At 48.3% G+C, this 21708-nt stretch carries 19 protein-coding genes and 1 pseudogene; 6 read left to right on the top strand and 14 right to left on the bottom strand.

All coding sequences use genetic code 11. The annotated features are described in order from the left end of the window. Window positions 1-199: 199 nt before the first annotated feature. Window positions 200-1618, bottom strand: a complete 1419-nt coding sequence (gene abnB / locus ACQVGS_RS01090; RefSeq protein ID WP_286109106.1) for an arabinan endo-1,5-alpha-L-arabinosidase AbnB — start codon at window positions 1616-1618, stop codon at window positions 200-202. A gap of 69 nt (window positions 1619-1687) precedes the next feature. Then, on the bottom strand, window positions 1688-2677 hold the full coding sequence (locus ACQVGS_RS01085; protein ID WP_286109107.1) for a Gfo/Idh/MocA family protein: 990 nt from the start codon (window positions 2675-2677) through the stop codon (window positions 1688-1690). 227 nt (window positions 2678-2904) lie between these two features. Between ACQVGS_RS01085 and hutP the strand changes: the two genes are divergently transcribed. The 6 genes from hutP (at window position 2905) to ACQVGS_RS01055 (ending at window position 10379) form a co-directional block, all read left to right on the top strand. Next, on the top strand, window positions 2905-3351 hold the full coding sequence (gene hutP / locus ACQVGS_RS01080; protein ID WP_127696305.1) for a histidine utilization transcription antiterminator HutP: 447 nt from the start codon (window positions 2905-2907) through the stop codon (window positions 3349-3351). Between the two features lie 112 nt (window positions 3352-3463). Continuing rightward, a complete protein-coding gene (gene hutH / locus ACQVGS_RS01075) occupies window positions 3464-4990 on the top strand; it encodes a histidine ammonia-lyase (protein ID WP_286109108.1) in 1527 nt (508 codons plus the stop codon). Continuing rightward, complete coding sequence (hutU, locus tag ACQVGS_RS01070; RefSeq protein ID WP_095712654.1) at window positions 4987-6645, top strand: urocanate hydratase; 1659 nt, start codon at window positions 4987-4989, stop codon at window positions 6643-6645. The genes hutH and hutU overlap by 4 nt, the downstream gene beginning before the upstream one ends. 12 nt (window positions 6646-6657) lie before the next feature. Continuing rightward, window positions 6658-7923: an imidazolonepropionase gene (gene hutI, locus ACQVGS_RS01065; protein WP_286109109.1), complete on the top strand. Its 1266-nt coding sequence runs from the start codon at window positions 6658-6660 to the stop codon at window positions 7921-7923. Then, window positions 7916-8875: a formimidoylglutamase gene (gene hutG / locus ACQVGS_RS01060; protein WP_024123411.1), complete on the top strand. Its 960-nt coding sequence runs from the start codon at window positions 7916-7918 to the stop codon at window positions 8873-8875. Before hutI ends, hutG begins: the two co-directional genes overlap by 8 nt. Before the next feature lie 76 nt (window positions 8876-8951). Then, window positions 8952-10379, top strand: coding sequence for an amino acid permease (locus tag ACQVGS_RS01055; RefSeq protein WP_101865017.1), 1428 nt, complete (start codon window positions 8952-8954; stop codon window positions 10377-10379). 42 nt (window positions 10380-10421) lie between these two features. On the opposite strand, the gene ACQVGS_RS01050 is transcribed toward ACQVGS_RS01055, so the two are convergent. From ACQVGS_RS01050 to ACQVGS_RS00995, 12 genes and pseudogenes are all read right to left on the bottom strand, one after another. Beyond that, complete coding sequence (locus ACQVGS_RS01050) at window positions 10422-11723, bottom strand: pyrimidine-nucleoside phosphorylase (protein ID WP_024123413.1); 1302 nt, start codon at window positions 11721-11723, stop codon at window positions 10422-10424. 28 nt (window positions 11724-11751) lie between these two features. Then, window positions 11752-12933, bottom strand: coding sequence for a nucleoside permease NupC (gene nupC / locus ACQVGS_RS01045; RefSeq protein WP_024123414.1), 1182 nt, complete (start codon window positions 12931-12933; stop codon window positions 11752-11754). A 92-nt stretch (window positions 12934-13025) separates the two neighbouring features. Then, on the bottom strand, window positions 13026-13697 hold the full coding sequence (gene deoC, locus ACQVGS_RS01040; protein WP_286109110.1) for a deoxyribose-phosphate aldolase: 672 nt from the start codon (window positions 13695-13697) through the stop codon (window positions 13026-13028). A 105-nt stretch (window positions 13698-13802) separates the two neighbouring features. After that, window positions 13803-14744 carry a DNA-binding transcriptional repressor DeoR gene (gene deoR, locus ACQVGS_RS01035; protein WP_103672009.1) on the bottom strand — a complete coding sequence of 314 codons (942 nt, stop codon included), beginning with the start codon at window positions 14742-14744 and terminating at the stop codon, window positions 13803-13805. A 132-nt stretch (window positions 14745-14876) separates the two neighbouring features. After that, the gene (locus ACQVGS_RS01030) at window positions 14877-15707 is read right to left on the bottom strand and encodes a DUF1206 domain-containing protein (RefSeq protein WP_188323396.1); all 831 of its coding nucleotides are present in this window, start codon (window positions 15705-15707) and stop codon (window positions 14877-14879) included. A gap of 64 nt (window positions 15708-15771) precedes the next feature. After that, on the bottom strand, window positions 15772-16800 hold the full coding sequence (locus ACQVGS_RS01025) for an ethanolamine utilization protein EutH (protein WP_491831867.1): 1029 nt from the start codon (window positions 16798-16800) through the stop codon (window positions 15772-15774). Continuing rightward, a pseudogene (locus ACQVGS_RS01020) lies at window positions 16785-16880 on the bottom strand (hypothetical protein); the annotation flags it as partial. The gene ACQVGS_RS01025 and the pseudogene ACQVGS_RS01020, both read right to left, overlap by 16 nt. Before the next feature lie 72 nt (window positions 16881-16952). Then, window positions 16953-18299, bottom strand: a complete 1347-nt coding sequence (locus tag ACQVGS_RS01015) for an MmgE/PrpD family protein (RefSeq protein ID WP_188323397.1) — start codon at window positions 18297-18299, stop codon at window positions 16953-16955. After that, window positions 18296-19438 carry a M20 peptidase aminoacylase family protein gene (locus tag ACQVGS_RS01010; protein ID WP_106019824.1) on the bottom strand — a complete coding sequence of 381 codons (1143 nt, stop codon included), beginning with the start codon at window positions 19436-19438 and terminating at the stop codon, window positions 18296-18298. Before ACQVGS_RS01010 ends, ACQVGS_RS01015 begins: the two co-directional genes overlap by 4 nt. Before the next feature lie 15 nt (window positions 19439-19453). Continuing rightward, window positions 19454-20203: an amino acid ABC transporter ATP-binding protein gene (locus ACQVGS_RS01005; RefSeq protein WP_024123422.1), complete on the bottom strand. Its 750-nt coding sequence runs from the start codon at window positions 20201-20203 to the stop codon at window positions 19454-19456. 12 nt (window positions 20204-20215) lie between these two features. Next, window positions 20216-20890 carry an amino acid ABC transporter permease gene (locus ACQVGS_RS01000; RefSeq protein ID WP_491830732.1) on the bottom strand — a complete coding sequence of 225 codons (675 nt, stop codon included), beginning with the start codon at window positions 20888-20890 and terminating at the stop codon, window positions 20216-20218. Between the two features lie 22 nt (window positions 20891-20912). Beyond that, window positions 20913-21707, bottom strand: a complete 795-nt coding sequence (locus ACQVGS_RS00995; RefSeq protein ID WP_127696295.1) for an amino acid ABC transporter substrate-binding protein — start codon at window positions 21705-21707, stop codon at window positions 20913-20915. Window position 21708: the final 1 nt, after the last annotated feature.

Raw genomic sequence — 21708 nt, 5'->3', positions numbered from 1 at the left:
TCTTAGAAAGAGTTACACCGGTTCTAAATTGCTAAAAACTCTATGTCTGCAATTTTACAGCGGGGATAACAAGCACAAGGAGGACTTTAAGTTTAGGTCTTTAAACTTATTCCCGTTCTGTTTTTTTCTTCCGTTGGACTTTTGCTTATAGTCAATAAATACGATAAAAAACGCCTTCCTACGAAGGCGCTTCTCCATCTTATTTAGTTCCCCAAACAGCCTCACTGCTGCCATTCAACACACTAAACGTCATCACGTTCTTCTCTCTCACCGAATCCCACTGGCGTAAAAATACGCCATTATACGTCTTGCCGGCTAACGTGATTTCGGCTGCGTCATTTCCAGTTTTCTTCCACGTTCCGGTCATTTCCCCGGAAATGGTGTGGTCTTTGTTGAGCTGAATGTTGATGGTTTTTTTGATGTCGGCTGAGATATCTTTTCCGTGCTGGATGAGTTTGTATGTTCCTGTGATGTCTTTTTGCTTTACTTTTTTCAGTGTTTCACCTGCGTATCGATATGGCGCTGCTACCGGCCAGCCGTCTTTGTTCATGAACATCTGGTGGACCCTGACTTCGTGTTCTTCACCTCTGCCCGGGAAGCGGGTGTGGAAGATTAAATAAGAACGGCCGGTTTTTTCGTCATAATAGGCTGAGTTGTGGCCCGGTGAGACGTATCCGGCTCCTTTTTCAGTTTCTGTTTCAAATGAATAGCTGCCCATGAGTTTGACGCCGTACGGCTCAATGGAGCGGTCATCGAAGAATGTGCCTTCTTTGCCTTTGACATCAATCATTGGATTGCCCTCTGCGTCATAATACGGGCCATCTGGTTTTTTGGAGCGGGCGACACGGATGTTGTAGCCGCCTGTTGCGTCTAGACCGCCATATGATAGGTATAAGTAGTAGTAGTTGGTGTCTGGATTGTAGAGGATATATGGGCCTTCGATTCTGCTGTGGTTGCCGCCGAGCAGTTTTTTGCCGTACCCCTGTCCAGGGAGCGGGAAGCCAGTTTTCGGATTCATTTCCAGGATGAAAATGCCGCCTGAATATGAACCGTACACCATCCACAGCTTGCCGTTTTTATCAAAAAAGGTGTGCGGGTCTACGACGTTCGGGTGTTTTGTTGCGTCATACGGTGTTCCGTCATTGCTTGTGCCTTCCATGCCTGATTTCAAAAAGATGCCCTTGTTTTTATAGGGCCCTTCGATGTTGTCAGCGACGGCCACTCCCATGGCGGATCTTGGTGAGTCACCGCGGCAGGCGTTGTAGTACATATAGTATTTGCCGTCCGCCAGCTGCGCGACATCAGCCGCCCACAGGGTATCGGATTGCGCCCATTCGAAGGTATCTTTTAATTCTTCATAGACATTGGGAATAAGAGGGTTATTGTTGCTGACACTGCTAGTCAGCTGCTGCCATTGCATGAGGTCATTTGTTTTCGCTGAAGCTAAGTGAGATCCGAAAACGTAAAAGCTGCCGTTCGTCTCAATGATGGAAGGATCATGGACGCTGACTTCTTTAAAGGCGGGTTTTTCTGCCTTTTGTGCATGGGCAGCGTTGGGCAGGGTGAAAGCCATGAGAAGAGCAGCAAGAAAACATACACGAAACAATCGGTTGAACATCTGTACAGTTCGCCTCTCTTTTTTATTAAATTTTTAAGCGCTTACATTTCATGAAGGAACACCCGCCCTTTAGGAAGGCCGGATGTTTTCATATTCAAACGGATAGGTGATTCCCCACTGTTGTCTTACATTGTCCATGATGCTCATGACATCCAGGGAGAGACTGATGGTTTGGCTGCCTGTTTGATGCAGGACTGCATTTTGCATATCCTCTACTTCATAGTTCAACCCTTTTGCAGTTTCTCCTTCTTCAATCACCTCTGTTTTTCCATTGGCGTACGTAATGAGTGCTTTGTCCGGCCTTGTAAAATCGTCGACTGTGATAAAGCCGTTTTCTCCAGCGACTACGCCTCTTTTTGGCATTTTTGCGCGCATGGTCAGCGATATGACGGCTATTTCGCTGTCGGTGTTTTTTAAGATGATGCCTGACTGCTCGTCTACACCTGTATCAGTCGGCTTGGCCGTGCTGAGGATCTCATTCGGCTGGCTCGTGAGAAAATATCTTGCGAACGAGAGCGCATAGGCTCCTGTGTCTAAGAGTGCGCCGCCAGCCAGTTCCTGATTAAAGAACCGGTTTGTGACGTCGTATGGCTTGCACGTTCCAAAGGAGACTTGAACCATTTTAAGGGGCCCGATGCGACCCGCCTTTACGATCTCCCAGAGTTTTTTATACAGCGGCATATGGTAGATGGTCATCGCTTCAGATACAATAAGCTGTTTTTCTTTAGCCAAACCGATGATCTCCTTTAGCTGTCTCGCATTGACGGTAATGGCCTTCTCACAAAGAACATGCTTGTGATGCTGAAGGCTTTTCATTATATATTCATAGTGGTTTGAATGCGGAGTGGCAATGTAGACAATATCAACATTTTCATCTAGCAGCAGTTCTTCGTAGCTGCCATAGGCTTTTTCCACATGATGCTCCTTGGCGAACGCCTTGGCTTTATCCAAGCTTCGTGACCCTGCAGCATAGACCGTTCCGTTTACTTCTCTCAGCGCTTTGGCGAAATCTGAGGCGATTGCGCCAAGGCCGATGATTCCCCAATGTAAGCTCTTCACTGCACTTCGCTCCCCTTCTATTTGAACTCATATCTAGAGTACGACAGCAGCCGCCCGCACACCTGTCTTGCTATGGTGTGCAATGTGCTAGATTTCTGCGTCACGATATCACAATACCAATCTAACTTGTTAAAGACTGTAAAAAACCTTTTGACTTCTATTGCTGAAACAATTAATATAATACTCAGTTAATAGTTATCAGAATTTTTAGGAATTGAGTGATTCATATGACACTGCACAAAGAGCGCCGGATCGGCCGGCTGTCTGTTCTTCTGCTGCTTCATGAAGCTGAAGAACGTTCACAGGTCGAGGAGCTGGAGCGAGATGGATGGAAGGTCTGTCTCGGCAAGGTAGGATCAATGGACGCGCATAAAGTAGTAGCCGCAATTGAAACCGCTTCCAAAAAGAGCGGAGTCATTCAATCCGAGGGTTACCGTGAGTCACATGCGCTTTATCATGCGACGATGGAGGCTTTACATGGCGTTACCAGAGGTGAAATGCTGCTTGGATCACTGCTTCGGACGGTTGGCCTGAGGTTCGCCGTTTTGAGGGGAAATCCTTATGAAAGCGAAGCGGAAGGCGATTGGATTGCTGTCTCGCTTTACGGAACAATCGGGGCGCCGATTAAAGGACTTGAGCATGAAACATTCGGCGTTGGAATTAATCACATATGAAACAGCCCATAGATCTTAGACGATAGGGGGCTATGCGTGAAATCAGATTTTCACAGCATAGCCCCTTTTTGTATGGGCGCTTTACCAAAGTAAAGACAAAGGAGTTGGGCTTATGGTGACATTAGACGGTTCTTCATTGACAACAGCCGACGTCGCGCGAGTGCTGTTTGATTTTGAAGAGACAGCGGCTTCCGAAGAAAGTATGGAGCGTGTGAAAAAAAGCAGAGCGGCAGTGGAGCGGATTGTTCACGAAGAAAAGACAATATACGGCATTACAACTGGATTTGGCAAATTCAGTGATGTCCTGATTCAGAAGGAAGACTCGGCGGCGCTGCAGCTGAATTTAATTCTTTCACATGCCTGCGGTGTCGGCGATCCTTTTCCTGAGTGTGTTTCCAGGGCCATGCTGCTTTTGCGCGCCAATGCGCTGTTAAAAGGTTTTTCCGGTGTACGTGCGGAGCTGATTGAACAATTGCTTGCCTTTTTAAATAAACGCGTCCATCCTGTCATTCCCCAGCAGGGATCACTTGGTGCAAGCGGGGATCTGGCGCCGCTCTCCCATCTGGCGCTTGCACTGATCGGGCAAGGAGAAGTCTTTTTTAAGGGAGAAAGGATGCCAGCAATGAAAGGCTTGAAAAAAGCCGGCATTCAGCCGGTAGCGCTGACATCCAAGGAAGGGCTTGCCCTGATTAACGGCACACAAGCTATGACCGCTATGGGTGTGGTCGCATATATTGAAGCGGAAAAACTAGCCTATCAAACAGAGCGCATTGCCAGCTTAACGATTGAAGGGCTCCGCGGGATTATCGATGCGTTTGACGAGGATATTCACTCCGCCCGCGGCTATCAGGAGCAGATCGATGTCGCAGAACGAATCCGTTTTTATCTATCTGACAGCAGCCTGACGACCTCTCAAGGAGAACTGCGTGTCCAGGATGCCTATTCATTGCGCTGTATTCCGCAAGTGCACGGTGCGACCTGGCAGACGTTAGGCTACGTGAAGGAAAAATTAGAGATTGAGATGAACGCAGCTACAGACAATCCTCTTATTTTCAATGACGGTGACAAAGTCATCTCTGGCGGAAACTTTCACGGGCAGCCGATCGCCTTTGCCATGGATTTTCTAAAAATCGCAGTATCAGAGCTTGCGAATATCGCAGAGCGCAGGATAGAGCGCCTTGTGAACCCGCAGCTGAATGACCTGCCGCCATTCCTAAGCCCTCATCCCGGTCTGCAATCCGGTGCAATGATCATGCAGTACGCCGCTGCCTCGCTTGTTTCTGAAAATAAAACACTGGCCCATCCTGCAAGTGTGGATTCTATTCCGTCATCCGCCAACCAAGAAGACCATGTCAGCATGGGAACCATCGCCGCTCGGCATGCTTATCAGGTGATCGCGAATACGAGAAGAGTGATTGCGATTGAAGCGATTTGCGCATTGCAGGCTGTTGAATACAGAGGCATAGAACATGCAGCGTCCTACACCAAACAGCTTTTTCAAGAAATGAGAAAAGTCGTGCCGTCTATTCAGCAGGACCGCGTTTTTTCCTATGACATCGAACGCTTGACTGCCTGGCTGAAGAAGGAATCTTTATTACCATATCAACAGAACGAAGAATTGAGGGGGATGAACATATGACTGATGTAAAAAAATCAATCCGTGCCAACCGGGGGACAGAGCTTGAATGTTTAGGGTGGGAACAAGAGGCGGTGCTTCGGATGCTTCGCAACAACCTTGATCCAGATGTCGCCGAGAAGCCCGAAGACCTAATCGTATACGGCGGGATTGGCAAAGCCGCTCGGGATTGGGATGCATTTCGCGCCATTGAGCATTCTCTGAAAACACTAAAACATGATGAGACATTGCTCGTGCAATCCGGAAAACCCGTTGGCATGTTCCGTACGCACCCGCAGGCACCGCGCGTGCTTTTAGCAAACTCTGTTCTTGTTCCAAAGTGGGCGAACTGGGAGCATTTCCACGAGCTTGAGAAAAAAGGGTTAATGATGTACGGGCAAATGACAGCTGGCAGCTGGATTTACATTGGCTCACAAGGCATTTTGCAAGGAACGTATGAAACCTTCGCTGAGCTCGCGAGACAGCATTTCGGAGGCAGCTTAAAAGGAACATTGACGCTGACAGCCGGTCTCGGCGGAATGGGAGGCGCCCAGCCGCTGTCTGTCACGATGAATGACGGAGTTGTGATTGCCGTCGAGGTTGATGAAAATCGAATCGACAAACGAATTGAAACGAAATACTGTGACCGTAAAACAGCGTCGATTGAGGAAGCCTTAGCGTGGGCTGAAGAGGCAAAGCTGGCAGGAAAACCTCTCTCCATCGCTCTTCTCGGAAACGCGGCAGAGGTTCACCATATCCTTCTGAACCGCGGCGTCACCATTGATATCGTCACCGATCAGACGTCTGCCCATGACCCATTAATCGGTTACGTTCCCGAGGGCTATTCACTTGATGAAGCCGATCGCTTGCGTCAAGACAATCCAGACCTTTATGTGCGCCTTGCGAAACAAAGCATGAAAAAACATGTGGAAGCCATGCTGGCATTTCAACAAAAGGGCTCAATTGTATTTGACTACGGCAACAATATCCGGCAAGTTGCTAAAGATGAAGGCCTGGAGAATGCCTTCGATTTTCCGGGGTTTGTCCCTGCTTACATCCGTCCCTTATTCTGTGAAGGAAAAGGACCATTCCGCTGGGCGGCACTTTCCGGTGATCCGGCAGATATTTACCGTACGGATGCGTTATTAAAAGAACTGTTCCCGGCAAACAAGGCCCTTCACCGCTGGATCGATATGGCACAGGAAAAAGTCACGTTCCAAGGCTTGCCGTCCCGCATTTGCTGGCTTGGATATGGAGAACGAAAAAAGATGGGCCTTGCCATTAACGAATTGGTCCGAAACGGGGAGCTAAAAGCGCCTGTCGTGATTGGGAGAGATCATTTGGACTGCGGGTCTGTCGCCTCTCCAAACCGGGAAACTGAAGCGATGAAGGATGGAAGTGACGCTGTCGGCGATTGGGCTGTGCTCAATGCGCTTGTCAACACGGCCGCGGGTGCAAGCTGGGTTTCCTTCCACCATGGCGGCGGCGTCGGAATGGGCTATTCTCTGCATGCCGGTATGGTCGCAGTTGCCGATGGAAGTGAGCTGGCTGACGAACGGCTCGCCAGGGTCTTAACGAGCGATCCGGGGATGGGCATTATCCGCCATGCGGATGCGGGTTATGAACGTGCCGTTGAAGTAGCGAAGAAGCAGGACATTATCGTGCCGATGCAAAAATAAGGGAGTGATAACATGCCGAAACAAATTGATACGATTCTCATCAACATCGGTCAGCTTTTAACGATGGAAAGCAGCGGCCCGCGCGCGGGCAACAGCATGCAGGATCTTCATGTGATCGAAGACGCTGTTGTCGGAATCCACGAACAGAAGATTGTGTTCGCCGGAAAAAAAGGGACTGAAGCCGATTACGAGGCAGACGACATCATTGACTGTTCGGGACGGCTTGTAACGCCGGGCCTCGTCGATCCGCATACCCATCTTGTATTTGGCGGATCTCGGGAAAAGGAGATGAATCTAAAGCTTCAGGGCATCCCCTATTTAGATATTCTGGCGCAGGGAGGCGGTATTTTGTCCACTGTCAAAGACACCCGGGCCGCCTCAGAAGAAGAGCTGCTGCAAAAAGGCCGTTTTCATCTGCAAAGAATGCTGTCATACGGCACGACCACGGCTGAAGTGAAGAGCGGCTACGGCTTAGATAAAGATACTGAGCTGAAACAATTGCGTGTCGTGAAAAAACTGCATGAGAGCCAGCCCATTGACCTTGTCTCCACATTCATGGGGGCTCATGCCATTCCTCCTGAAGATAAGGACAGCCCCGATGAATTTTTAGATCGCATGCTGGATCTCTTGCCAGAAATAAAAGAGGGGGAGCTCGCAGCCTTTGCAGATATTTTTACAGAAACAGGCGTTTTTACAGTCAGTCAATCCCGACGTTACTTAAAAAAAGCGGCTGAGGCGGGATTCGGATTAAAAATCCACGCTGATGAAATTGATCCTCTTGGAGGAGCTGAATTAGCGGCTGAGCTAAGAGCTGTCTCAGCCGATCATTTGGTGGGCGCCTCTGATGAAGGCATACAGCAAATGGCTGAATCAGGAACCATCGCCGTCCTCTTGCCGGGCACGACATTTTATCTCGGCAAACACACATATGCCAGGGCAAGAGACATGATTGATGCGGGCGTACGTGTGAGCCTGGCAACGGACTTTAACCCGGGCAGCTCCCCAACTGAAAATATTCAGCTGATCATGTCGATTGCCGCGCTTCATCTGAAAATGACCGCAGAAGAAATATGGCATGCCGTCACAGTCAACGCCGCATATGCCATAGGAAAAGGCGAAGAAGCAGGGCAGCTCAAAGCTGGCCGCTCAGCTGATCTAGTCATTTGGCAAGCCTCGAATTACATGTATATTCCGTATCACTACGGCGTCAATCATGTACATCAAGTCATGAAAAACGGAACAATTGTTGTCAACAGGGAGGGAGCCATTCTTGGATAAATACCCTTTTCTCAGAGAGGCCGGTTCATCGTTTAAAGACCGGGATGTAACGAAAATGAGCGATCTGATAGAAAAATGGGATGGCCAAGGCATTAAGGGGCCGGCGCTGATAGGTGTCCCCCTGTCAAAATCATCCATCAGTCATTCCGGCGCTTCCTTTGCCCCCGGAACAATCCGCCAGGCTCTAAAGCATTCATCGGCTTATTCTGCGGAGCTTGGGGAACATGTCGTATCAGATTTTCTTTATGATCTGGGGGATGTCGATATTCATGTGACTGATATCGTGAAATCACATGATCAAATCTTCCAAACCATGCATGCTCTGCTTTCAGATCACCCAGATTGGGTACCGCTCATACTCGGGGGAGATAACTCCATCAGCTACTCCACCATAAAAGCGATTGCGCAAACGAAAGGAACGACAGCCGTTATTCAATTTGATGCCCATCATGATGTGCGGAACACGGAGGACGGAGGGCCGACAAACGGCACCCCCTTCCGCCGCCTTTTGGATGAAGAGATCATAGAAGGTCAGCATTTGATTCAACTGGGTATCAGAGAATTCAGCAACAGCTTGGCTTATGAAACATACGCGAAAAATCATCACGTGGACATCCGCACGATGGGAATGATTCGTGAAAAAGGACTGATCCCGACCATTAAAGAGATCCTGCCTGCCGTTCAAACTAGAACAGACTTCATTTTCATATCTGTTGATATGGATGTCTTAGACCAGTCCCATGCACCCGGCTGTCCAGCGATTGGCCCGGGCGGCCTCTATACAGACGAATTACTCGAAGCAATCAAGTACATCGCACAAGAGCCCAATGTCGCAGGGATCGAAATCGTTGAAGTTGATCCCACCCTCGATTTTCGAGATATGACAAGCAGAGCCGCAGCTCACGTTCTGTTACACGCATTAAAAGGAATGAAACGCTCCCGATTCAAGTGATCTTCCGGCAGGTTGTATTTTGGTTACAAGAAAACTCATCTGCCTGATAAACGGCAGCTAAAAGGAGGACGAAACGGTGGGTCTTCAAGAGAAAAGCGGCCATCAGCTAAAACGGACAATGAAAAGCAGGCACTTATTTATGATTTCATTGGGAGGCGTCATCGGAACAGGGCTTTTCCTCAGTACGGGCTATACGCTCAGCCAAGCCGGTCCCGGCGGTACGATACTCGCTTATTTAATCGGCGGATTGATGATGTACCTCGTCATGCAATGTCTCGGTGAATTGTCGGTCGCCATGCCGGTGACCGGTTCCTTTCAAAAATACGCCACAACATTCATCGGGCCATCTACCGGTTTTATGGTCGGCATCATGTACTGGGTGAATTGGGTGGTGACGGTAGGTTCAGAATTTACCGCATCCGGTATTCTCATGCAGCGCTGGTTTCCTGACAGCAGCGTATGGATGTGGAGTGCGATTTTTGCAGCTCTCCTTTTCGTATGCAACGCATTTTCAGTCAAATTATTTGCGGAAACTGAATTTTGGTTTTCGAGCGTGAAGATTGTCACCATCATTTTATTTATCATTTTAGGAGGCGCCGCCATGTTTGGCTTGATCTCTTTAAACGGGACGGCTGATGCCCCTATGTTTTCAAATTTCACAGGTCATGGAGGATTGTTTCCGAACGGCTTTCTCGCTGTATTTATCGCCATGATATCTGTGAGTTTTGCCTTTTCCGGAACAGAATTAATCGGAGTCACAGCAGGTGAATCCGCAAATCCTCAAAAGGATATTCCGCGTTCCATCCGCAATGTCGCATGGCGGACAGTCATTTTTTTCATCGGTGCCGTCTTCGTATTATCCGGACTGATTTCATGGAAAGAAGCAGGAGTAATCGAAAGCCCCTTTGTAGCAGTATTTGCAGAAATCGGAATCCCGTACGCCGCAGATATTATGAATTTTGTTATATTAACAGCCTTGCTGTCCGTTGCCAATTCAGGCCTATATGCCTCAACCCGTATGCTGTGGTCGTTAGCAAATGAAAACATGATCAGCGCTCGTTTTAAAAAAGTCACATCTAAAGGCATTCCACTAAATGCCTTAATCATCAGTATGGCTGTATCTTGTTTATCTCTCGTTTCCAGTATTGTGGCGCCTGGAACTGTTTATGTGGTGATGGTAGCGATTGCTGGATTTGCAGGGGTCGTGGTCTGGATGAGCATTGCGCTGTCTCAACTCTTGTTCCGAAAGAGATTTCTTAAAAAAGGGGGGAATGTAAAAGATCTGACATTTCGCACACCGCTTTATCCTCTTATGCCTATAGCCGCTCTTTTATTATGTTCAGCTTCTTGTATCGGTCTCGCTTTTGATCCCAATCAAAGAATCGCTCTCTTCTGCGGAATCCCTTGTATCATCCTATGCTATCTCATCTTCTATTTCAGAAGAAATCTTACGAAAGCAAAAAAAATCGGACAAGAGGAATACCAGGTTGATCACATCCTGTAATTAAAACAGCACACCCCACTCAGGATGGGATGTGCTTTATTTTTATTCTGTAATTAACGTATGAATCAGCTTCGGCGCCTTCGCCTCCGCTGCGATACGGATATTGTCATATACTTTCGCGATGACTTCATCGACATTTTCCCGGTTGGCATAGAGCGTAACGAGAGGTTCGCCTTTTTCAACCTTGTCGCCGACCTTTTTGCGGAGCATGATGCCGACGGCTAAATCGATTTCGTCTTCTTTTGTGGCGCGTCCGGCACCTAACAGCATGGCAGCGACGCCGATTTCGTCTGCGACAATTTCGGAGACGACACCCGCTTCTTTGGCTGGCACATCAATGTGATAAGCCGCTTGCGGAAGCTTAGACGGATCATCAACAATCGAGCTGTCACCGCCTTGGTTTTTCAAGAAATCTTTGAATTTCTCAAGCGCTTTGCCGTTTTTCATGACCTCTTCAAGCTTTGCTCTTGCTTCGTCTAATGTACCTGCTTTTTTCGCAAGCACGACCATCTGGCTGCCGAGTGTTAAGACTAGCTCGTGCAGGTCTTCAGGGCCTTCGCCTTTGAGCGTGTCTATCGCTTCTTTCACTTCAAGCGCATTTCCGATCGCAAAGCCGAGCGGCTGGGACATGTCGGAGATGACAGCCATCGTTTGGCGGCCGACCTTGTTGCCGATTCGTACCATTGCTTTCGCGAGTTCAGCCGCATCCTCCTCTGTTTTCATGAAGGCGCCCGCTCCCGTTTTTACGTCAAGCACGATCGCGTCCGCTCCGGCAGCGATTTTTTTGCTCATAATGGAGCTAGCAATAAGCGGGATGGAATTCACCGTGCCCGTTACATCACGCAGGGCGTACAGTTTTTTATCCGCTGGCGTTAAGTTGCCGCTTTGGCCAATGACGGCAACCTTGTCGCGGTTCACTAGCTTAATAAATTCTTCCTTTGACAGTTCCACGTGAAACCCGTCGATCGCCTCTAATTTATCAATTGTTCCGCCCGTATGGCCGAGGCCGCGGCCGGACATTTTGGCAACTGGCACATCAAGAGCTGCGACAAGCGGTGCAAGCACGAGTGTTGTCGTGTCGCCGACGCCGCCGGTTGAATGTTTATCTACTTTAATTCCTTCAATGGCAGAAAGATCAATCGTTTCACCGGAGTTCACCATAGCCATTGTTAAGTCCGCCCGTTCACGATCACTCATATCCTGGAAGAAAATCGCCATGGCAAGCGCGCTTGCCTGATAATCAGGTATGCTTCCGTCCGTATAGCCATTCACGAAAAACTGGATTTCTTCTGTGGTGAGTTCTTTTCCGTTTTGTTTTTTGATGATAATATCTACCATTCTCATTATAGTCACCGATCCTTTTCGATTATGTTCAGTAAATCAGACCTACAACTGCCGCTGTTAAAAAGCTGACAAGCGTAGCGCCGTATAATAATTTCAGACCGAAACGAGCAACGACGTTTCCTTGTTTTTCATTCAGACCCTTTACAGCACCGGCAATGATACCGATGGAAGAGAAGTTCGCGAACGAAACGAGGAATACTGATACAATCGCTGTTGTACGGCCGCTGAAATGAAAACCGTTTTGCGAAAGAGACGTCATGGCGACAAATTCGTTTGATACCATTTTTGTTGCCATAATGCTTCCGGCGTTAACAGCTTCATTCCATGGAATACCGACAAGAAAAGCGAATGGAGCAAACACATATCCAAGCAGGTCTTGGAAGGAAATACCGAGTACAGCGTTAAAAATACCATTGATCAAAGCAATAATCGCGACAAATCCGATCAGCATCGCTGCGACAACAACCGCTACTTTGAAACCATCTAAGATGTATTCTCCGAGCACTTCGAAGAAGGATTGTTTTTCTTCATTTTCTACACGGAGCATATCCTCATCTTTTGCGACCTCGTAAGGATTAATAATAGAGGCAATGATAAAACCGCCAAATAAGTTCAATACAAGAGCCGTTACGACGTATTCAGGCTTCAGCATCGTCATGTAAGCGCCGACTATTGACATGGATACGGTTGACATCGCAGAAGCGCAAAGCGTATACAACCGCTGCTGTGACAGTAAACCGAGTTCTTTCTTTAAGGAGATAAATACTTCTGATTGCCCTAAAATCGCAGATGCAACAGCATTGTACGACTCCAGTCTTCCCATCCCGTTAACCTTGCTGAGGGCAAGGCCGATGTATTTAATAATAAACGGGAGGATCTTCCATTTTTGCAGAATCCCGATGAGTGCTGAAATAAATACAATCGGCAAGAGAACGTTCATAAAGAATGTCGATTGATCCGCATTCACCAAACCGCCAAACACAAAGTTGATTCCTTCTGCCGCATAGCCAAGCAGGTAGCTGAATCCTTGTGCAAATCCTCCTACGAGAAAATTCCCGATCCCCGTATTGAGGAGAATGTAACCGAGAATAAACTGCAAAATGAGCATGACAATAATTGGGCGGATCTTAATTCTTTTTTTGCCGCTGCTCGCGATCCACGCAAGGCCTAAAAACACGATTAAACCGATAATCCCAATCAAATACTTCATATGTGTTTCTCCTTTATTTGTATTCGCTTACATTATTATTTCCCCGGAAAGAAAAGAAGGGCACGGAAAGCGAAGTGCCTTCCGTCTGCTTCTTAATAATCGTCTCCGCCGGCTCCGTTCTCTCCTTTTACAATGGAAACACCTGCGCTTGCGCCAATGCGGCTTGCACCTGCTTCGATCATCGTGTCTACATCTTCTTTCGTTCTGATACCCCCGGATGCTTTTACGCCGATATCAGGACCTACTGTTTTGCGCATTAAAGCGATATCTTCCTTCGTTGCGCCGCCTGTTGAGAAGCCTGTTGAGGTTTTCACGAAATCCGCTCCCGAAGAAACCGCTAAACGGCATGCACGCTCTTTTTCTTCATCTGTCAGCAGGCATGTTTCAATAATAACTTTGACAAGCGCTTTTCCGGCTGCAGCTTCCACCACACCTCGGATATCCGCTTCCACCACGTCGTCTTCTTTGTCTTTCAAAGCAGCGATGTTAATGACCATGTCCACTTCAGTGGCGCCTTTTGAAATCGCATCCTTCGTTTCGAACGCTTTTGTTTCTGTTGTGTTGGCGCCGAGCGGGAAGCCGATGACTGTACATACGTCAACTCCTGTTCCCTCAAGCTCTTTTGCAGCCAGCTGCACCCATGTCGGGTTTACACATACAGAAGCGAATTTGTATGTTTTCGCTTCTTCTATTAATTTCAGAATATCCGCTTTTTGTGTATGCGGTTTCAAAGCTGTATGATCAATTTTATTGGCTAATGTCATCCTTCGCACACTTCCTTTTTTGTTAAGATATTTTTTAGCATACCCGACTTTTGAACATATGTAAATTGGTAATTGAAAATTTGTTCAACGAACGGTCTGAAGGTGTCACAAATCATTAACAAGTGCCCTTGCGGTATGCTGGTCAATGATTAACACATTGGCATATTTTCCTGTTAACGCACCATGGATGGAGGACACTTTTCGGCTTCCGCCGGCCACTAATATAGAGCGTTCCTTCAGCCTCAGATCCTCAAGCTCGACGCCGATGGTCCGGTCATTGATGGCGGTGCTGCAAATCTTCCCTTCCTCGTCAAAGAAACGCGAACAGATATCTCCGACAGCCTGATGTTTCAGCAACGCTTTCTCTTCTTCGTTAAAATAGCCGAGCCGGAATAACAGCGCTTCGTCACGGACTGTTCCCACCGTGAAAAGAGCGATATTCGCCTGCTTGCCCATCTCAATGATCCGCTCGATATGACGGTCTTTCTCCACCATTTTCTTCACATCCGCATTATCAAACACGACGGGAAGCGGAAGATAGCGCGGCATCGTTTGAAAAGCCTCTGCAAACAGCTGAATCGTTTCAGCTGAATAGGTGTTTACCCGGGAATGGCTGATGCCGCCTTTCAGCTGGACGACCTCTACGCCTTTTACCTGCTTTGGCTGCATGTTTTGCGCGATCTGATACATGGTGGTTCCCCAGCTGACGCCGACGATGTCGCCGTCTTTTACCGTTTCATGCATATATTCTGCACCGTAACGGCTCAAGTCATGTGTGATTGCTGCATAGTCCGGTGTCGGAGAAAACACAACGTGCGCTTCGAGAAGCCCGTATTTCTCTTCCAGCATGGAACCGAGCGCATCTAAATCCTCAAAAGGGTCCATCACGCGAATTTGGACAAATCCTTTTTCTTTTGCGTATTGCAGCAATCGGGAAACGGTCGGCCTCGAAATGCTGAGCTGCTCTGCGATTTGCTGCTGACTGTAGTCAGACTGATAATAAAGCCTTGCCGCTTCTATGCTTAATTGTTGTTTTTCCCGATCCATTCCGCACCTCCCTTGGATCAGTTCATGGTGAACCTGCTTTTGATTTGCTTTTATTATACAGGCTGGCAACAGCTTTCATCCACCTGATTTGCAAGAAACTGAAAAACGCTCTGGCACAGATCTGCCCAGAGCTTATTTTTCCCACTTCATATATTGATAAATGCCTTTCATGATGGCGTATATTCCATATAACACAAGCCCGCACGCCAAAAAGATCAGAATCACTCTGCCATGCGGCTGCTGCGCGAGTTCGGCGAGCGCCCCGTCAAAGCCTCTTGTGTCGTCCGGATCAGAGGTGAGAGCGGTTTTTATGAGAAAGAAGCCGATGGCTGAGAAAATAATGGCACGGGCGATGTTGCCTGCGCGTCCTGTGTTTTTTGCAATACATATCATTTCTTTGCTCATTTTTGACGTATCAAATTCTCTCATAAAAGAAGCCCGGATACCTTTCATGAATTGAACCATCGCAAATAGGATAAAGCCCGCTCCTGTGAGTCCCGTCAGCCACTGCCCAAACGGCTGCGCCAATATATAAGCGGACCACGTCTGTTCTGAAGTGCTGCCGCTCCCATGATCAAAGACAAACCGAAGGGCATTCCAGGCAATCGATGCGTATACGGCGGCGCTGAATAAATTTCCTGTTCTTCGCGACAGGCCTCGTCTTCCCGTGCCATGGCCCTCTGTATCCTTAACCGCACTCAGCACCATCCATATGACATACCCGATGAGTCCAATCCCGATGAAGAAAAGCAGAATTGATCCGTATGGCATGCGTGATAAGGTTTGGAGCGCTCCGCTTGAATCCTTTGCCCCGCTGCCAGCTCCGGCAGCCGTCATCAATGCCAGAATGCCGAGCAAGATAAAAACGCCGCCAAATGTAAAATAACCAAGCCTTCCGAACCGCTGTATCCAAGGCTTGGTTTCCTGTTTTATTTTAGAGATGCACTGGTCCTTCGCATCCATGTGCCCAACCCTCTTTCCGGAAACGTTACTGTATCATTTCCCGAATGAGGAGAATTGAAACAGACTATCCTTCAAGAGAATCGTGTCTTTGCTTTTTGGCCGTATAGGCGGGTGTCGTCCACGCAGCTGCCGCGACAGCCGTAATGCCGCCAGCTAATTTCCCGACGATCATGGCCGCTGCCATTTCTTTCTTCATTCCCGTCACAAAGCCGAGATGGCTGCCGAGCACAAAGGCTGCGCTGACCGCAAACGCGACATTGATAACCTTTCCTCTCGGCGTCATGTCTTTTAATAAGGCGAGCATGGGGATAAGATGTGCCAAAGAAGCAACCATTCCCGCTGTCGCTGCCTGGTCTAAGTGTAACAGCCTGCCTAATGTATGGAGCGGTTTCTCAAAAGCTTTTGTGATAAAAGCTGTCAGCGGAAAAGCGCCCGCCAATACAACCGCGATGGTGCCTACGGTTTGTATGCCTGTTTCAATCTTTTCGAGGCCAGGTATGAATACAAAGCCTGTCATTGTTTCAATCGAGACAGCAACAAGCCCAATGATCGCAACAATACTGACAGCCTTCCCGAAAACGTGAAATACGCGGATTGTCTTGTCGGTGCAGCACCATAGTCCAAAAGCGATAACCGCAGAAAAAAGACTTGGAATCAGAATGTTTTTCAGGATCAATCCCATCTCAAATCCCGCAGCTAACCCGCCTGCGAAGCATCCGATCGGCACAGTGCACAGTCCGATTAAAATGCCTTTTGCAAAATACGGGTGATCCTGCTTTTCAATTATGCCAAGAGCGACGGGAATGGTCAATACGATCGCCGGCCCCATCATCGTCCCCAGAAATACCCATGAAAACAAGCCGGCGTCCGGATCTTTCGCCATTTCTTGTGCCAGCGCATAGCCCCCCATATCAATGGCCAAAATGGTGTTGGCAAAGGAGGAAGGGTCTGCGCCAATGGCGGCATAGACCGGTGACACGACGGGAATCAGTATGGCCGCAAGCACTGGCGCCAGCGACACAATCCCGACCATTGACAGCACAAGCGGCCCCATGGCCTTAAAGCCTTCCGCAAACCGCTCGCCAAGCCCCACCTGTTTCCCAAGCAATAATCGGCTGCTCCCACTAATAAAAAGACTGCCAGAATACATACAACCGCATCATTTACCGTCATGGCCTTTCTCCTTTTTCAAACGTATGATTTGGCTTTATCATATCATCTGAAGGAGGGGATGAGAGGCGGATTCTAATCTAAACGCGATAAAAATTCTTTCATATCAGCGCGCTCAATGGCCTCTATGATATGCGATGCTTTTTGCACATCACTTGGCAGCGCTGATTTTAATTTTTCTTTTACGTCTTCTTCAGACAGACCGTTTCCGGGAGCTCCCTTCGGGCAGTCCACCCGCGCTTCACATATGCGTCCATCTGATAAAAACGCCCGAACAATGGTGAAACGGCCTTTCGGAACCGCTTGAGAGGCTGGCTGAATGCGATTGTCATACACACGCTGAATATGACGCATTGCGGCCTGCATATGATTTGATATTGGCTCGCTGTTGAAATGTTCAGCAATCAGCTTCTGTCCGTGCAGGGCAAGGGCAATGACATATTCAACGCTGAAGCGGCCTTCCTCTCCTGTTTTTGGTGATCTTGCCGTTAATGCAGCATCTCCGCCAGGCGGAAAAACGACTTCAATCCGTTCTGTATTGTCAGCAGAAATGGCTTCCTGAGAGATAAGCTCGCGAATGGCATCTGCCGCGTGGTGCGCCGCAGAACAAAATGGATAGATTTTAAACCATAAACCTGGCTTCACGATTCTCCATGGTTTGCCCCAATGGCTTAACAGCGTGGTTTGAGCCTTGTCTAAATCACCGTATAGGCTGAAGAAACCTTTTTCTCCATCCAGTGCCGTACGAGAGCCTCCAACATCAGATTGGGCCAGCTTAACAGCAAGTAAGCCTGATTGAGCTGCCAGCCCTGCGTGCAGCGGTTTCATTTCTGTGCCGAATTGCACCCTCATTCCGGCAGACTGCGTTGCGGCAAAACCAATTGCTTTTTCCATTTCTTCTTGAGTGAGTTCCTCCGCGAACCCTACAGCACAGGCGGCGGCTATGGCTCCGAGCGTTCCCGTATTGTGCCAGCCTTTTTCATAGTGCGGGCTGCCAATCGACTCCCCAAGCCTTGCCATTACTTCCACACCGACAATATAAGCGCCAAGAAGCCGCTCGTCACTTTCTCGAGCGGCAGCTGAAGCAATGAGTGCCGGCAAAATAACTGCACTCGGATGTCCCCTTACATCGGAATGGACATCATCGAAATCCAGAGCATGGGCGATAAATCCATTGAGCAGCGCAGATTGCAATGGTGCTGCCTTTTTTCCTTGTCCGATGATAGGGACAAGGGGCGTGCCGCCTTCCTCTTCGATCAGCTGCAAAAGCTTTTGAATGCCGTTTTCTTCTCTTCCGGCAAATGATGCGGCTGTAAAATCGAGCAATCCCTTTTTGGCTTCACGCATCGCGTCAGTGGCGTTCTCAGGCTGTGATAATCTTACGGCCTCAGCAAGACCTGCTGTCAGTTCTGTTTGGATCATTTGATTGACCCCAGTACAATAACAGCCAGCTCAGCAAAGTAGCTGGATGCAACTTGCAGTGCGTCTTCATCCAATGTAAACGCCGGGTGATGCCACTCCTCTGTACCGTTCGTTCCCATCCACACAAAAAATCCCGGGATCTTCTCTTGATACAGAGCGAAGTCTTCTCCGCCCGGAGATTGCTCCGCATGAACCGTTTGATAGCCAAGCCGGGCCGCAGCTTCTGACGCCGCGTTCAAAAACGTGCCGTCATTCTGAACGGACGGCAAATAAGGAAACCACCGGAATTCGGCCTGTGCCCCATAGCCCGTTGCGATTCCTTCAGCCACTCGTTTCATATGCTCCGGAACGGCCTTTCTCGCTTCTTTTTGGAAGGTGCGAACGGTGCCCTCCATTTCAGCCTGGTCCGGAATCACGTTCCATGAACTGCCTGCCTGTAATCTTGTGATACTGACGACCGCGTTTTGCAGTGAGCTGATGTTGCGGCTGACCACAGATTGCAGACCGCTGACCATTTGGCCTGCCGCTGCTATGGGATCAATGCTGTTATTGGGAATGCCGGCGTGTCCGCCTTTTCCTTTCACAACAATCTCAAACCGGTCAACGCTTGCCATGAGCGGACCTTCCTTTATCCCAATGGTGCCGACAGGCAAATCAGGCTTATTGTGCATGCCAAAAATGGCAGAAACATCATCCAGCACGCCTGCTTCTATGACTTTCCTTGCTCCTGCGGCGATTTCTTCCGCTGGCTGAAAGATAAAGCGGACCGTGCCTTTCAGCTCGTCTCTTCTTTTATTCAGCAAAATGGCTGTGCCCATAATGGAAGCTGTATGAAAGTCATGCCCGCACGCATGCATCGCGCCGTCAATCTTAGAGGCAAACGGCAGGTTCGTTTGTTCTTGGATCGGGAGCGCATCAATGTCCGCTCGTATCGCGATCACAGGTCCGTCTGACTGCCCTTTGATTTCCGCAATTACACCTGTTTCTAATTGAGGAACCTCAAGAATCTCTATATGTTCTTCCTCGAGCCAGCGGCGGATTTTTTTTGTCGTTTCAAACTCTTCAAATGAAAGTTCAGGGTGTGCATGAAGGTCACGCCGCATATTGATTAAACGTGTATGAAACGTTTCTTCGGCCATTCTTCTTCTTCCCTTCTATATAAGCTCTGCAGGCTCTCCCACCTGCTTGATAAATCGTTTCGTCCGTTCGTTTTTCGGATGGTCAAACAGTTCTTCAGGCGTTCCCTGCTCGATAATATGGCCGTCTGCCATAAAAATCACTTTATCGGCAACCTCTCTTGCAAATGCCATTTCGTGGGTGACGATGATCATTGTTGTTTGTTTTTCCGCAATCGATTTGATGACCTGAAGCACACCCGCCACGAGCTCTGGGTCAAGCGCCGAAGTCGGTTCATCCAGCAAAATCGCATGCGGATTGACCGCAAGTGCCCGCGCGATGCCGATTCGCTGCTGCTGGCCGCCGGACATTGTGATCGGGTAGCTGTCAGCTTTATGCTCTAAACCAACCTGCCTCAGAATCTCCATCCCAATGCGGTTCGCTTCATCTCGTGATTTTCTTTGAGCCGTGAGTAAAGCCTCAGTAATGTTTTGCAGGGCGGTTTTATTTTTGAACAGATTGTAATTTTGGAAGACCATGGCCGTTTGCTGACGGAGCTGGTACGCTTCCTTGCGTGTAAACTTTTCCGCGTTCAGTTTGGCTTCTCCAATTTCAATGATGCCTTGATTGGGGCGCTCCAATAGATTCAAGCACCGAAGAAGCGTTGATTTTCCGGAACCGGACGGACCGATGATCGCTACCACTTCTCCGCGTTTTACTTCAAGGTCGATTCCGTCCAGCACGACCAGATCTTTAAACGCTTTGCGAATATTTTTTACTTTTATCAACTGATTTCACCTCTAAGTCCGGTATGGCTTGCTCATGGCGCGTTCAAACAAGTCCTGCAGGATGCTGTAAATGATTGTAAGAACCCAGTAGACAATCGCAACCGCCAAATAGGTTTCAAAATACTTCAGATTTCCAGATGCATACATCTTACCTTGCGCAAACATCTCCATGACACCCAAAGTAAATGCCAATGAGGTTTCTTTTAGGAGGCCGATAAATGTATTACCCGTTGCCGGTATCGCATTTCTGACTGCTTGCGGAAGGATAATTCGTCTGTAAGCCTGAAGTTTCGTCATACCGACAGACAGGCACGCCTCCAGCTGCCCTTCATCAACAGAGTTAAGGGCGGCGCGGAAGATTTCTGCCAAATAGGCGGCGTTTTTTAAACTTAAACCGATAATGGCAGCTGTGAGAGCTGTCATCTTGCTCATCTCCGGAAACAGCTGCGGCAGCCCGTAATAAATTAAGAACAGCTGCACAAGTGTCGGCACGCCCCGGAAAAATGAGATATACAGCTTTGACAGCTGATGAAGCGCTGGAATTTTGTTTTTTGTAATGAGTGCGAGAATAAGTCCTCCGATAATCGCAAAAATCATAGCTGCTACAGCCATAAACAATGTAATCGGAAGGGCCTGAATTAAAGTCGGGAATGCAGAGATCATGAATTCCCAATCAATCGTATTCATTCTGGTGGTTCACCGCCGTTTCTTAATGCTTCTGTTCTGCTGTGATATCTTCGTTAAAATATTTTTCTGAAAGCTTTTTAAGTGTTCCGTCTTTGCGCAGTTCATCGAGCGCTTTATTGACTTTTTTACGGGTCTTGTCGTGCGCGTCATCCTTGGCAAATGGGAATGCGACTTGCTCGTACACAATCGGATCTCCGGCAAGCTTCAACGGCAAGCCTGTTTTCTTAATTTGCGCGATCAGCACACTTCGGCTGTTTACGTAAGCGTCCACACGTCCGTATGCGACATCCTTCAGCGTGCCTTCTTGTGTTTCGTATGTTTTGATATTGATTTTTTTGTCAGGATCTTTGCTTTCAAGATTTTTCGCGTGATTTGAACCTAAAACAGCAGCTACTGTCTTTCCTTTTAAATCGTCTGCTGATTTGATGTCGTTGTTGTCTTTTTTGACGACAATCTGTGTTCCTGCATAAGAGTACGGTTCTGTGAAGTTGTACATTTCCTTGCGTTCATCTGTCACCGCTACCTGATTGGAAATGGTGTCAAGCTTGCCTGTTTGAAGCTCTCCCATCAGACCGCTGAATTCGAGCAGCTTCCAGTCCAGTTTCATGCCGATTTTCTTTGCAACAGCTTCCATTACTTCTACATCAAAACCTGTCAGCTTTCCGTCTTCTTTATAAGCGAACGGGTAGCTCTGTCCGGTCGCACCCACATGAAGTATGTTGTCATCCTCTTTACTGCTGCTGTTTCCATTGCCGCAAGCTGATAGCACGGCTAATAACGCAGCAACTAACAGCACAGTCCATTTTTTCATTTTCATT

Source organism: Bacillus sp. SD127 (assembly GCF_058566445.1).
This window is presented reverse-complemented; position numbering and strand designations above follow the sequence as displayed.

Coding starts and splice junctions, on each gene's coding strand:
- deoC (WP_286109110.1), bottom strand. CDS start 13,697: ATGACATTAGCCAATAAAATTGATCATACAGCTTTGAAACCGCATACA.
- ACQVGS_RS01050 (WP_024123413.1), bottom strand. CDS start 11,723: ATGAGAATGGTAGATATTATCATCAAAAAACAAAACGGAAAAGAACTC.
- ACQVGS_RS01010 (WP_106019824.1), bottom strand. CDS start 19,438: ATGGCCGAAGAAACGTTTCATACACGTTTAATCAATATGCGGCGTGAC.
- nupC (WP_024123414.1), bottom strand. CDS start 12,933: ATGAAGTATTTGATTGGGATTATCGGTTTAATCGTGTTTTTAGGCCTT.
- ACQVGS_RS01015 (WP_188323397.1), bottom strand. CDS start 18,299: ATGATCCAAACAGAACTGACAGCAGGTCTTGCTGAGGCCGTAAGATTA.
- ACQVGS_RS01030 (WP_188323396.1), bottom strand. CDS start 15,707: ATGGATGCGAAGGACCAGTGCATCTCTAAAATAAAACAGGAAACCAAG.
- hutP (WP_127696305.1), top strand. CDS start 2,905: ATGACACTGCACAAAGAGCGCCGGATCGGCCGGCTGTCTGTTCTTCTG.
- ACQVGS_RS01000 (WP_491830732.1), bottom strand. CDS start 20,890: ATGAATACGATTGATTGGGAATTCATGATCTCTGCATTCCCGACTTTA.
- hutI (WP_286109109.1), top strand. CDS start 6,658: ATGCCGAAACAAATTGATACGATTCTCATCAACATCGGTCAGCTTTTA.
- abnB (WP_286109106.1), bottom strand. CDS start 1,618: ATGTTCAACCGATTGTTTCGTGTATGTTTTCTTGCTGCTCTTCTCATG.
- hutU (WP_095712654.1), top strand. CDS start 4,987: ATGACTGATGTAAAAAAATCAATCCGTGCCAACCGGGGGACAGAGCTT.
- hutH (WP_286109108.1), top strand. CDS start 3,464: ATGGTGACATTAGACGGTTCTTCATTGACAACAGCCGACGTCGCGCGA.
- deoR (WP_103672009.1), bottom strand. CDS start 14,744: ATGGATCGGGAAAAACAACAATTAAGCATAGAAGCGGCAAGGCTTTAT.
- ACQVGS_RS00995 (WP_127696295.1), bottom strand. CDS start 21,707: ATGAAAATGAAAAAATGGACTGTGCTGTTAGTTGCTGCGTTATTAGCC.